This is a genomic window from Falsiporphyromonas endometrii (assembly GCF_042654485.1).
Lineage (GTDB): Bacteria > Bacteroidota > Bacteroidia > Bacteroidales > Porphyromonadaceae > Porphyromonas > Porphyromonas endometrii.
The window spans coordinates 68083-80439 of sequence record NZ_JBHSGO010000217.1 but is presented as its reverse complement, the minus strand read 5'-3'; the positions used below and the strand labels follow the sequence as shown (position 1 = coordinate 80439).

The 12357-nt window shown below is 39.2% G+C and carries 10 protein-coding genes and 1 pseudogene; 9 read left to right on the top strand and 2 right to left on the bottom strand.

From position 1 onward, the window contains the following. The 6 genes and pseudogenes from ACFO3G_RS09960 to ACFO3G_RS09935 form a co-directional block, all read left to right on the top strand. A pseudogene (locus ACFO3G_RS09960) lies at positions 1–97 on the top strand (transposase); the annotation flags it as partial. Between the two features lie 128 nt (positions 98–225). Next, on the top strand, positions 226–2907 hold the full coding sequence (locus ACFO3G_RS09955; RefSeq protein WP_380080465.1) for a transglutaminase-like domain-containing protein: 2682 nt from the start codon (positions 226–228) through the stop codon (positions 2905–2907). 266 nt (positions 2908–3173) lie between these two features. Beyond that, on the top strand, positions 3174–3752 hold the full coding sequence (locus ACFO3G_RS09950; RefSeq protein ID WP_380080469.1) for a nucleotide exchange factor GrpE: 579 nt from the start codon (positions 3174–3176) through the stop codon (positions 3750–3752). Positions 3753–3766: 14 nt separating this feature from the next. After that, positions 3767–4948 (top strand): molecular chaperone DnaJ, encoded by a 1182-nt coding sequence (gene dnaJ / locus ACFO3G_RS09945; RefSeq protein WP_380080463.1) that lies wholly within the window; start codon positions 3767–3769, stop codon positions 4946–4948. Between the two features lie 33 nt (positions 4949–4981). Further along, entirely contained in the window at positions 4982–5437 is a 456-nt protein-coding gene (locus ACFO3G_RS09940; protein WP_380080461.1) for a GatB/YqeY domain-containing protein, read from the top strand. A gap of 494 nt (positions 5438–5931) precedes the next feature. Then, on the top strand, positions 5932–6582 hold the full coding sequence (locus tag ACFO3G_RS09935) for a trimeric intracellular cation channel family protein (RefSeq protein ID WP_380080459.1): 651 nt from the start codon (positions 5932–5934) through the stop codon (positions 6580–6582). A 35-nt stretch (positions 6583–6617) separates the two neighbouring features. On the opposite strand, the gene ACFO3G_RS09930 is transcribed toward ACFO3G_RS09935, so the two are convergent. Both ACFO3G_RS09930 and ACFO3G_RS09925 read right to left on the bottom strand, forming a co-directional pair. After that, complete coding sequence (locus tag ACFO3G_RS09930) at positions 6618–7160, bottom strand: HD domain-containing protein (protein ID WP_380080457.1); 543 nt, start codon at positions 7158–7160, stop codon at positions 6618–6620. A 6-nt stretch (positions 7161–7166) separates the two neighbouring features. Further along, positions 7167–8702 (bottom strand): GH3 auxin-responsive promoter family protein, encoded by a 1536-nt coding sequence (locus ACFO3G_RS09925; RefSeq protein WP_380080455.1) that lies wholly within the window; start codon positions 8700–8702, stop codon positions 7167–7169. A gap of 310 nt (positions 8703–9012) precedes the next feature. Between ACFO3G_RS09925 and greA the strand changes: the two genes are divergently transcribed. The 3 genes from greA to ACFO3G_RS09910 are packed head-to-tail and all read left to right on the top strand — an operon-like array spanning position 9013 to position 12357. After that, positions 9013–9483, top strand: a complete 471-nt coding sequence (gene greA / locus ACFO3G_RS09920; protein WP_380080453.1) for a transcription elongation factor GreA — start codon at positions 9013–9015, stop codon at positions 9481–9483. 46 nt (positions 9484–9529) lie between these two features. Continuing rightward, complete coding sequence (locus ACFO3G_RS09915; RefSeq protein WP_380080451.1) at positions 9530–9922, top strand: HIT family protein; 393 nt, start codon at positions 9530–9532, stop codon at positions 9920–9922. Positions 9923–9930: 8 nt separating this feature from the next. Beyond that, on the top strand, positions 9931–12357 hold the full coding sequence (locus tag ACFO3G_RS09910; protein WP_380080449.1) for an Ig-like domain-containing domain: 2427 nt from the start codon (positions 9931–9933) through the stop codon (positions 12355–12357).

Below are 12357 nucleotides of genomic sequence, written 5' to 3'. Positions count from 1 at the left end.
TGAACGATTTATTTGCGTGTTTGGGATTAGCCCAGACCCGCAAGTTATTGACAAACTTTTCAAAGAACTCATTTTATTTACTGCCAGAGCCGCTTAGGCTTGGATATTTTTTAACGAACTATTGTTAAGAAAGAATAACTTTGTGAAAGTTTTGTGCCTTTCTATGAGCTTATAAAATGTCATTTTATTGTGTGAAAGGTTGTCCTATTAAATTAAAGACACAGCATGAAGTTATCAACATTCTTATTGACTTTTGTGCTTGGACTTATTCCTTCCGTTTCATTGAGCCAATCTCATTTTCTTGTGCAGAAGGATTATAGAAAGATTGTTCAAGCCGATTTTAATCAAAAAAAAGCTATGCTTTCGCATGGTCATCATTTTGATGTTTTTTCTAAATCAAAAATGTCTCCCTACGAGAAGGAAGCTATGCAGTTTCTGTATGCTTATATGCCTGTTGCGGATATAGTGGATTATCCGGGTAGTTTCCATCTTATGAATATTCGAGCGGCAGAGAGGGCTCGTCGAGAAATGCCTTGGGGTAAGTTAGTGCCTGACCTTCTGTATAGACATTTTGTAGTGCCTGAGAGGGTCAATAACGAACATCTCGATAGCAGTTGTGTAGTATTTTATGATCAACTGAAGAATAGGGTAAAGGATCTTCCTATGTATCAAGCTATTTTGGAGGTCAATCATTGGTGTCATGAAAAGGCTATTTATACTCCTTCTGATGCCAGAACGAGTTCTCCGTTGGCTACATGTCGTACTGCCTATGGTCGATGTGGAGAAGAATCTACTTTTTTGGTTGCAGCTCTTAGGAGTGTCGGTATTCCTGCTCGTCAGGTATACACACCACGCTGGGCTCATACAGATGACAATCATGCTTGGGTAGAGGCTTGGGCAGATGGTAAATGGTATTTCTTGGGTGCTTGTGAGCCGGAGCCTGTTCTCAATTTGGCCTGGTTCAATGCTCCTGCCAGTCGAGGCATGTTGATGCATACGAAGGTTTTTGGTCGATATAATGGTCCTGAGGAAGTAATGAGCAAAACCGCCAATTATACTGAAATAAATGTCATATCCAATTATGCTCCTACTTCTGCAGTTTCTGTCCATGTTGTGGATTCTTTGGGTAATCAGGTAGCCGGAGCGTTGGTTGAATTTAAGCTGTACAATTATGCTGAGTTTTATTCTGTTGCAAAGAAAATTACTGATGCTCAAGGTCATTGTTCTTTGACAGCGGGTAGAGGTGATATGATCGTATGGGCATCTAAGGAAGGTCGATTTGGTTTTGCAAGAGTTTCTTTTGGAAAACAAAAAGAGATAACGGTTTCTCTTAAACATTGTGAAGGAGATCTCTTTTCAATTGATTTTGATATTGTACCACCTAAAGAATCTGCCAATTTGCCACAGGTGACGGCTGAACAAAGAAAAGTCAATGACAATCGTTTGTCTAAAGAAGATTCTATTCGAACAGCATATACTTCCACATTCTTAACAAATGAAACGGCTTCTCAATTTGTCTCTTCTTTAAAAAGTCCTTTGACAGATAAACTTAGAAAATCGTTGATAGATATTCTTATAAAATCGAGAGGCAATCATTCTGTCTTGGAGATGTTTTTAGAAGAATCAGATAGGAAGGGTACACTTGATAAAGCAGTACATCTTTTGAATTCTCTTTCCGATAAGGATTTAAGAGACATTGTTATCGAAGTGCTTAATGATCATCTCTGGTATACAATAGATAATGATGGGCGAGAGGATTATGATTGTCATTTGCTTAATCCCAGAATTAAGTATGAAGATCTTACGTGCTATAAGTCATTCTTTAAAAAGGTTATTGATCCCTCCAAAGCAAAATCTTATAGAGAAGATCCACAAAGATTAATTCAGTGGTGTAAGGTAAATATCTCTGTCAATGACTCATTGAGTGCTCAAAGAATACCGCAATCGCCTGAAGGAGTCTGGACTTCAAAAGTTGCAGATTCTAAATCGTTGGATTCCTTCTTCGTTGCTGTGGCCAGAAGTTGTGGTATCAGTGCTTGGATTGATGAGGTGACCGATGAGGTAATGTACCGGAAAGGAAATCATGTTTATAAAGTTAGTTTTGAAGGTCCTGCCACTGCTGCAATTGTGCCACAAGGCAAACTCAGAGCAACTTATGAGCCAAATAATATTGTAGACAACCCTAAATATTATAGCCATTTTACGATTTCAAAATTTGATAATGGTCAGCTCAAGCTTTTGTCTTATGATGAGAATGGTACTACATGGCAAAATCTTCTAAAAAAACCTTTGGATCTTGCAGCCGGTTACTATGTTATGGTTACCGGAATGCGTTTGGCTAATGGAGGAGTTCTTGCCAATATGACCTCATTTGTTGTGAAGGAGGGTGAAGAAACAGTGATAAATCTTAAGCTGAGAGAGAGCAAAGATCAGGTTCAAGTGATTGGAAATTTCAATTCAGAGTCTTTATTTACACCTGTTACTTGTCCCGGTAAGGAGGCCCGGATGCTATCAAAAGAATCAGTTTTGTCCGCTTGTGGAAGAGGTTATTATGTCATCGGAATTGTTGGTCCCGGTCAGGAACCGACTAATCATGCCCTCAAAGATATTGCCGCATTGAAATGTAAATTGGAATCTTGGGGTCGAAAGATTGTGCTTTTATTCCCAACTATGGATAAGTGTAAGAAGTTTAATTTCCTTGAGTTTCAAGGGTTACCAAAGGATGTCGTTTTTGGGATAGATACAGATGGAATTGCTTCCCAGATAGTTGATAATATGAAATTAAAGCTCAAGGATCAGTTGCCTATCTTCATTATTGCTGATACTTTCAATCGAGTGGTTTTTGTAACCCAAGGCTATACTATCGGCTTGGGGGATCAGATAATGAATGTAGTTAATGGCTTGTAGGATTATAGAGCTAATGATTTAGTGATATTTTGAGGGCTGTGTCATCGTAGACAAGGCCCTCAAATGTTTTTGTCTAATTGTCAACTCATACAAATCTGTCTTTTGGTATCATATTTGTATAGAAAAGAAAGATAGAAAGGAAAAGTAAAATGAAGAAGAAAAATAAGCACAACAAAACCTGTTTCAAAGGAACTGATAATAGTATTCATAAAGATAGAAAGGATAGTGCGTCTTCTCTTAATCAGAAAATAAAAGAAAATGACAATATGAGCGAGCAAGAATCTAAGAAAGAGCAAGTCGAACAAGAAGAAAAATTGAATGACGAAGCTACAGAACAAAAGGAGACAGTGGATCAGCCAGAAGAAAATGAGACAACTGAAACTCCCGAACTGACTGATGAAGAGAAGATCGCTGAGGAACTTAATGTTCTTAAAAATGATCACATCCGTTTGATGGCGGAGTTTGATAACTATCGCAAAAGAACTCTTAAAGAAAAAAGCGATCTTATTAAGTATGGTGGGGAGAAGGCTTTGAAGGAGTTGTTGCCTGTAGTTGACGATATGGAGCGTGCCATAAGCAATATGAATGCCGTTGACGAGGCTTCAAAAGCAATTTTTGAGGGCATTGAATTGATTCATAAGAAGTTTATGGATTACCTTTCTACGCAGGGGGTAAAACCAATTGTTGCTATTGGTGAAACTTTTGATGATAGCTTGTTTGAAGCCATAGCTATGGTGCCGGCTCCGAACCCAGAGATGGTTGGAAAGGTCATCGATTGTACGCGTACCGGGTATATGCTCAATGATAAGGTTCTTAGATTTGCAGCAGTTGTTGTTGGACAATAATATAGGAGGATACAATGGCTGCAAAAAGAGATTATTATGAAATATTAGGTGTTGACAAGGGTGCTTCTGATGCTGAACTTAAGAAAGCATACCGCAAACTTGCAATCAAGTACCATCCTGATAAAAACCCGGGTGATAAAGAGGCCGAAGAAAAATTTAAAGAGGCTGCTGAGGCATATAGCGTTTTAAGCGATCCCGATAAGCGACAGAGATATGATCAGTTTGGTCACGCCGGAGTCGATGGCGCTGCAGGTGGCGGAGGCTTTGGCGGAGCCGGAATGTCTTTCGATGATATCTTCTCTATGTTTGGAGACATCTTCAATAATGGCGGAGGTGGTAGTTTTGGCGGCTTTTCTTCAGGGGGCTTTGGAGGTTTTGGCGGCTTTGGAGGATCTTCTCAGCAGAGAAGGGAGCGAGGCTCAGATTTGAGAATTAGAGTCAAACTTACCCTTAAGGAGATTAACAGTGGTGTTAGTAAGACTGTGGCAATCAACAAGTATGTCAAATGTAGTGAGTGTCATGGATCTAAAGCCAAAGATGCCAATGGAGTCAAGACCTGTGATAGGTGTCATGGGTCGGGATATGTAACTTCTGTTCAGAACTCTATTTTTGGAAGAGTTCAGACGCAGACTCCTTGTCCGGATTGTCAGGGTACCGGCCAGGTTATTACCAATCCATGTCCGCATTGTCATGGCAAAGGTGTAGTTCTGGAGAAAGCCAATGTTAGCTTTGATATTCCGGCTGGGGTGACCGGAGGAATGCAAATCAATATCAGAGGCAAAGGTAATGCCGCTCCACAGGGAGGTGTTGATGGCGACTTACTCGTTTTGGTTGAAGAGATCCCGGATGAAAATCTGATTCGTAATGCCAATGACTTGATATATAATCTGGTCATCTCTGTTCCCTTGGCAATCAAAGGCGGTACTGTTGAAGTACCCACCCTTGATGGAAAAGCTAAGGTGAAGATTGAACCGGGTACTCAGCCGGGTAAAGTGCTTCGTCTGAGAGGCAAAGGTATTGCGATGCATGGATATGGCAGGGGAGATCTTTTGGTCAATGTGAATGTCTATATTCCTACAGCCAAATCTTCGGATGATAAGTCTCTTGTCGATCGAATGGATTCTGCCGATGTTTTCAAGCCCACAAGTGAGGTCAAAGAGAATATTGACCGAGATTACAGAAGAAGATTTGCCTAACTTTATATATTAACGACAACAATTAAAAATATTATGAGCATATTCGAAGAAGTAAATGAAGGTATCAAAACCTCCATGAAGCAAAGAGATAAAGTAAGACTTGAAGCCTTGCGCGGTATTAAAAAAGAGTTCCTGGAAGCTATCACAGCGAAAGGTTCTGATGGAACTCTTCATGACGATCAAGCACTAAAGATATTGCAGAAGATGCATAAACAACGCAAAGAGTCTGCCAATATTTACACTGAAAATGGTAGACCTGAACTTGCCGAAAGCGAATTGGCTGAGGCTGAAGTGATAGCTACATTTCTCCCGAAAATGCTGTCTGAAGATGAGGTGATGGTTGTTGTGAAAAAGTTGATGGAAGAAAACAGTATTAGTGATATGAAGATGATGGGTAAGCTTATGGGGCTTGCTCAGAAGAAATTGGCCGGAAAGGCTGAAGGCAGTGTGATTGCTGCTTGCGCTAAGAAATTGCTTGCCCAAGGCTAATTCAGTAATATTGTTAAAGAAATAGTTACTTAGAACAACTTTATAGTTTTACTTTTATAAGTTGCACGGGTCTGTGTCAAGAAGAATACTCTTGATATAGACCCGTTGTCATTAGGTGTCAATATTTCACTTCTGCTTATTTTAAATGTATACATAATCCCTGATTATACTGTTAAGAGGAGCATTTTAGGAAATGTATGGGGCGATGAGGTCTCATTAATGCTATCTTGTTGGAGTTATCTTTGGGTATAAACCCTCTTTTGATTGTTGTATCGTCTTTCTTTTGTTGTACTTTTGTGGACTGTAGCCTGCTTGCGAAGATGCTGAGGTCTTTAGAGAGGCTCTAAAAAGGTGATTTTGGTATAATGAAGATGGGTATTCATGTCAAGAGGTTTCGATTGACGACCTCTGCTTTGAAATCCTATTTTAATGTCACACTTGTATTTTGCATTTAATGGTGCAGTTGGGCAAGTTGTTTTTAATTGATAGTATAAATGTTTAACATTCCCTCTAACGCCACAGATTTCATGATGTGGTGTGATTACCTTGGTACTTTCGCTTTTGCCATTAGTGGTATTCGTTTGGCTGCAGCAAAAAGATTTGACTGGTTTGGTGCATATGTCGTAGGCTTTGTTACAGCTGTAGGAGGCGGTACACTCCGCGATGTGATGCTTGATCTTACCCCATTTTGGATGACGCAACCATCCTATTTGATTATCACAGGAATGGCTTTGTTATTTACGATTGTCTTCTGTAGGTCTTTAGTTAGGTTGGATAATACCTTATTCTTATTTGATGCTTTAGGATTAGGCCTGTTTACAGTAGTTGGAGTTGCGAAGACTATTGACTCTGGCTTTTCATGGTGGCTTGCAATTATTATGGGTACAATTACCGGTTCTTTTGGAGGTATGTTGAGAGATATCTTAATCAATGAAGTCCCCCTTATTTTCAGAAAAGACATTTATGCCATAGCTTGTGTTCTCGGGGGACACTTCTATATATTTATGTACTATTTTGATATTGCTCCTTTGCCTATTATTCAACTTTTGTGTGTCTTGTCGGTTGTGATTATTCGTATCGTCTCCGTGCGTTATCATATCAGCATCCCAACATTTAAGGGGGATGTTATTCATTCAAAGAAGTAATCGTGAATTCATTCGGAGTCTTTACAAATTTCTTTTTAGAGCCCAAACTTGATGTATAGTTTTTCAAATCTTTCGGCACTCTCTTTGCCCCATTTGGCCATGGATTTTCTAACCTCATCCAAACTCTTCATATGATTTAGTTTGGTTTTACTGAAAAATTTGTCCGCATAGCATATAATTTGCTCTTCATTGCTGACAGGGTAGTAGATATGGTTTGATTCGAGTGGAAGTTTTCGTTCGATTATCTCTTCAGGATATAGACCTGTACCTGTATGTCTTTCGGCTACTAATGAATGTGGCATCAATCCCTCTTTTCTCAAGATTTCAGCTCCCAATTTACCATGAAGAATGTATGGCTCTTTGCCAAAACACTGGATTCCTTTTGCATCAGTAAGGAAGATCCCTATGTCGTGGAGCATGGAGGCTTCGTAAACAAGATCGATATCCAATGAATCGGCTTGGTAGTTTCTCGCAAGTTTACATGCAAACTCTGCAACATCACTACTATGTTTAAGTAAGATGTTGTGTAGTTCTGAATTCTCTTTGTAGTACTTGTTGATAATGTTAAGTGGGTTCATGATGATTTATTTTTGAGTCAATTCTTGATAGCTTTTTAGGATGCTGTCATAATAGTTGCGAGTATTGGATAGTCTTGGGACTTTGTGTTGTCCTCCTAACTTTCCTCTTCTTTCGAGCCATTGATGAAAAGTGCCTCTGGGAAGTTGAGTTATTTTAAGAGGAAGAAGTGTCATGTCCTTATAACGTTTGGCATCATAATCGCTGTTGAGTTCTCTAAGTTTTTCGTCTAATTTGCTTTCCAAAAGATGAAGTGTTGCTTTATCCAGCATATCTGAATCAAATTCTATCAACCATTCATGACGCCCTTTGCCTTTTTCTTTCATTAGTAAAGGCGCAGCTGTATATTCTATAATGGAGGTGTCAAAAAGTTTGGAGACTTCTGTAATGGCTTTTTCTGCATTATCAACCATAAGTTCTTCTCCGAAAGCATTGATATAACATTTGGTTCGCCCACATATTTTTATACGATAAGGATTGAGAGAATCAAAGCTAACAAGATCTCCTATCTTATATCTGTACAATCCTCCCAGAGTGCTAATGACCATTGCATAAGGTGTGTGTAGAGAAACCTTGTCGAGTGTAAGGGTAGAGGGTTGTTCAGAGTCAACTTCGTCAAAAGGTATAAATTCATAAAATACACCATAGTCAAGCATGAGCCTCATGGAAGATATGGACGGATCATCTTGGATTCCGAAAAAACCTTCTGATGCATTGAAGGTCTCCATATATTGCATGCGTTGAGATGGAATTAGCTCCTTATAAATTTCTCGGTAAGGGTCGAAGTTGATACCTCCATGGAAAAACACTTCTAAATTGGGCCAAACTTCACTAAGATTCTCGCATCCTTTAGTTGCCAACACTTTCTTAATCATTACCAACATCCAAGAAGGGACACCACTAAGGCTCCCTACATTAGCGTCTTTGACCTCTTGGACAATTGCCTCCATCTTAGTTTCCCATTCATTCATCAGAAGGACCTTCTTGTGCGGAACACGTATGCAATTGCCAAGTCTTGGCATTTTTTCAATCAAAATAGAAGATAAGTCACCGGCTTTGGCTGTAAGTCCAATATTTACGGGTTTGAAACTGCCTCCTAATACAAGACCCTTGGTGTTGAAGAAGTGACTGTCAGGACGATTGTTAAGATAAATCCAAAGTGTATCGCTTCCACCCCTAAAATGACATTGTTGAAGATGTTTGCGAGGAACAGGCAGATACTTACTCCTGGAAGAGGTGGTACCACTTGATTGTGCAAACCAATCACATCTGCCCGGAACCAATACATTTTTTTGCCCTTGCATCATATCAATGATATAGCTGCTAAGACTTTCATAATCATTAATGGGACAACGATCTTGAAAAGTCCGAATCGAACAATTATTGTCGAGTCCAAATTTGCGTGCATATATAGTCTTGCCTACTTCATTTAAAATAAGTCGGAGTTGAGTTTCCTGAGTCTCCATAGGCTCTTCGAAGCTTTTTTCGATAGCTCGAATGCGACTCTTCATGAATGTGTAGACTAAGCGGGTCTTAATATCCATACGATTTAATAAATTCTTAATGAGGATTCCTAAGGGAAGCTCACCACAAATTTACCAAATGTAGTCCGATATATGGCACTATAAGAGGTCCTTTGGGTTTTATTTTTCAATATATTCGAAACACCTTATTAACCTATTATGAGATAATAAGCCAACATAATTGTTACCTTTGTAGGACATTCGTACGTGAAAAGACTTACAAACTGAGTGAGTGCCCCTGCCAATAAATAAGATGGAAGGTGTGCTCCTCTTTGTCTATAAAGACGTATGGAACTTATTGTTTAATGCAGAAAAACTAAATTAAAGAAAGATGGCATACACGTATATGACGCAAGAAGGCTACGATAAACTGGTAGCCGAGATAAATGAATTGGAGGGCGTTCAGAGACCTGAGATCTCACGTCAAATAGCAGAAGCTCGAGATAAGGGAGACTTATCCGAAAATGCTGAGTATGATGCAGCTAAGGAGGCACAAGGTATTTTGGAAGGCAAGATAAGTCAGCTCAAGGGTATTTTGGCTAATGCCCGTATAATTGATGAGAGTTCTGTTCAGACCGATGTGGTACAAATCTTAAACAAGGTTGTTGTCAAGAATGTCAAGAATGGTGCTCAAATGACTTTTACGCTTGTTTCTGATTCTGAGGCTAATATCAAGGAGGGTAAAATTTCTGTTAATACTCCAATTGCTAAAGGCCTTATGGGAAAGAAGGTTGGAGATCAGGCTGAGATTCAGACTCCGGGAGGCAAACAGGTACTGGAGATTGTGAATATCTCTATATGATTCGGATGATTTTTTTATCTTCGCTCAAACATTAAATAGATAGGTTATGGCAACAATTTTTTCTAAAATAATTCGTGGAGAGATACCTTCACACAAGATTGCAGAGAACGAAGAGTTTTATGCATTCTTGGACATCAATCCTCTCAATATGGGGCACACATTGGTCGTTCCTAAGAAAGAGATTGATTATATCTTTGATATTGAAGATAGCGAGTTGGGTCGAATGATGGTATTTGCAAAGGAGATAGCGGCTGCCATTAAGAAGTCTATACCATGCCGTAAGGTAGGTGTGGCTGTAATTGGATTAGAGGTTCCTCATGCCCATATTCATTTGGTTCCCATGATGAAAGAAGAGGATATTCACTTTGGCAAGAGTAAGTTAAATCCTTCGCAAGAGGAGTTGGCTGCAGTAGCCGAGAAAATTCGTAAAGCATTGTAATAAGGCAGATGAGCATTCGTAAAGAAACTCTCCCCGTTTTTGTCCTTCTTTTTGCCTTGTTGGTAGGTTTTATCTCGGGGTGTGCCAATCGTACTTCTCCTGAAGGAGGGCCTTATGATGAGACGCCACCGCGCTTGTTGGCGTCAAAACCTTTGGATGGGAGTGTGAGGGTCAAACCCAAGAAGATAGTTCTGAAGTTCGACGAGATTGTCCAAGTCAAAGATCAGATGAATAAGGTTGTTGTGTCTCCTCCACAGGTTGATTTTCCTGAAATTTTGGCTGCTGGCAAGTCTGTTATTGTTCGTTTACAAGATAGCTTGAAGGATCATACGACTTATGTTGTGAACTTTACGGATGCAATTTGTGATTATAATGAGAATACACCGATTGAGAATTTCTACTATACATTTTCTACCGGTGATTATGTAGACTCGATGAAGATGAGTGGCTACGTAATTGATGCTTGGACGCTTGAGCCGGTAAAAGATCTTAGGATTGGCGTTCATGCTAACTTGGCTGATTCATCTATTTATAAACTGCCTTTTTTCAGAGTTGGAGCAATCTCTGAAAAGGGGCAGTTTTCTATTATCAATATCCCTGACTCTACTTACAGAGTTTACGCTATTCAAGACTTAGATCGCAATTATATGTTATCTCCCACCGGTGAGGGGTTGGCATTCTTGAAGGATACCTATCATACGATGGTTTATCCGAGGGAAGATAATGACTCTATAGAGAGCTTTCGTGCCAGGGTGGCCGGATCAGAATTGGAGGTGACATCTGCTCAAGGCGATTCATCACTGTTAAAGACAGACTCCATTATTTTATCTAAGAATGATTCATTGTTAGGAAAATCTCTGTCCGGTCCGAATAAGGATGCTAACAATCAATTGAAGAAAGTCTCAACTATTGATGAAACTGCTACTGATGGAAATGAACCTCATACATTGTCAAATGATAGATCAAATCTGAGCGGTGCTGATGTCTTGAGTCGTTCTGATTCTATAGGATTAAATAGAGATTCACTGTCAAAATATGTCTATTTGCCGGATAATTTGCTTTTGAGATATTACGTGCCGGAAAAGAAAATACAGAAGCTACTTACATTTGAGAGGTCCGACTCTTCTACGATTCGTTTATCTTTTGATAAAATGCTTGATTCTCTTCCAAAGATAAGTATTGTAGATTATCACAAGCCTAAGGAATCTTACACTTTACTTGATATGAAGTGTGGTGATGATAGCACAGCATTGCCGTGTGTTCGAAATATACCCCCAAGGCCTTATCCGGATGTTGTATGCGTTGAGAATAACCTCAAAGAGCTAACTTATCACCTTCTTTCTCCAAACTTGATTGAGGCAGATAGCATCGTAATGCATGTATCGTATGCTACTTTGGATTCTCTTAATCATAATTACATAAAGACAGATACGCTTACATTGAGAAAACCGAAACCGGTAGCGCAACAGCAAAAAAAAGAGGATAAGAAGAGTTTAAAAAAGAAATCAAAGAAGCAGCTTAAGAAAGAGGCTCAACAAGCAGAAGAGGAGAGACGTAAGCGAACCTTCTTCGAATCAAAGATTGCCTCTTTGGATGGATTTCTTTCAAAAACACCTTCTGATACAGTCTGTATTTCATTCAAAGAACCTCTTAAAGAAACGGTTGATCAATATTTAACAGTCTACGAAATAGCTCCGGACACGACTATTCCGAAGGTTAGATTAACAGACTATAAGATAGAAATGAAGCAGAACGATGAATTGACATATTATATTTCTGCTCCTTGGAAGTTTGATCACACTTATACGTTTAGAGTCGATTCAGCCCAATTACATTCTTATACAGGAAAGGTAAACTTACCTATTGATTATTCGTTGAAAGTCGGATCTGAAAAAGATTTTGGAAAGATTAAACTTAATATTGCGGGTGCAGATAGCACTTATGTAGTATTGCTTTTGGATGGACAGGACAAGCCTGTAGATGTAATGCGGGCAAGTGGTAATGGCGAAGTTATATTCCCGTATGTTAAGCCGGGTAAATGGTATGCTAAACTTTATATCGACACCAACCATAATGGGCGTTGGGATGTTGGAGACTATCCCAACAATGAGCCGGAGATGGTCTATTATTATCCTAAAGAATTGCTTTCTAAAGCTAATTGGACGGTTAGTGAGCAATGGAACCCGACAGCGGATCCTCTTCAAGAGCAAAAACCAAAAGATATCAGAAAGGTTAAGTTTAAGGAAGATGAGAAAAAGAAAAGTCTCAATGAAGAGTATTGGGAACGAATGGCTAAGAAATGGAAAAAGAGAAATTTTGATGATAAATTGCCTAAAGATAGGGCGAACAAAGAGGAAAAATCACATTCAAAAAATCAACAACAATTGCCGGCAATACCCACTACAAAGGGTGCCAATCAGATCATTAATCAATAA

Bases quoted from the DNA above. Each gene is read 5' to 3' on its own strand.
- dnaJ (WP_380080463.1), top strand. From the start codon at position 3,767: ATGGCTGCAAAAAGAGATTATTATGAAATATTAGGTGTTGACAAGGGT.
- ACFO3G_RS09955 (WP_380080465.1), top strand. From the start codon at position 226: ATGAAGTTATCAACATTCTTATTGACTTTTGTGCTTGGACTTATTCCT.
- ACFO3G_RS09935 (WP_380080459.1), top strand. From the start codon at position 5,932: ATGTTTAACATTCCCTCTAACGCCACAGATTTCATGATGTGGTGTGAT.
- ACFO3G_RS09930 (WP_380080457.1), bottom strand. From the start codon at position 7,160: ATGAACCCACTTAACATTATCAACAAGTACTACAAAGAGAATTCAGAA.
- ACFO3G_RS09925 (WP_380080455.1), bottom strand. From the start codon at position 8,702: ATGGATATTAAGACCCGCTTAGTCTACACATTCATGAAGAGTCGCATT.
- ACFO3G_RS09915 (WP_380080451.1), top strand. From the start codon at position 9,530: ATGGCAACAATTTTTTCTAAAATAATTCGTGGAGAGATACCTTCACAC.
- ACFO3G_RS09940 (WP_380080461.1), top strand. From the start codon at position 4,982: ATGAGCATATTCGAAGAAGTAAATGAAGGTATCAAAACCTCCATGAAG.
- ACFO3G_RS09950 (WP_380080469.1), top strand. From the start codon at position 3,174: ATGAGCGAGCAAGAATCTAAGAAAGAGCAAGTCGAACAAGAAGAAAAA.
- ACFO3G_RS09910 (WP_380080449.1), top strand. From the start codon at position 9,931: ATGAGCATTCGTAAAGAAACTCTCCCCGTTTTTGTCCTTCTTTTTGCC.
- greA (WP_380080453.1), top strand. From the start codon at position 9,013: ATGGCATACACGTATATGACGCAAGAAGGCTACGATAAACTGGTAGCC.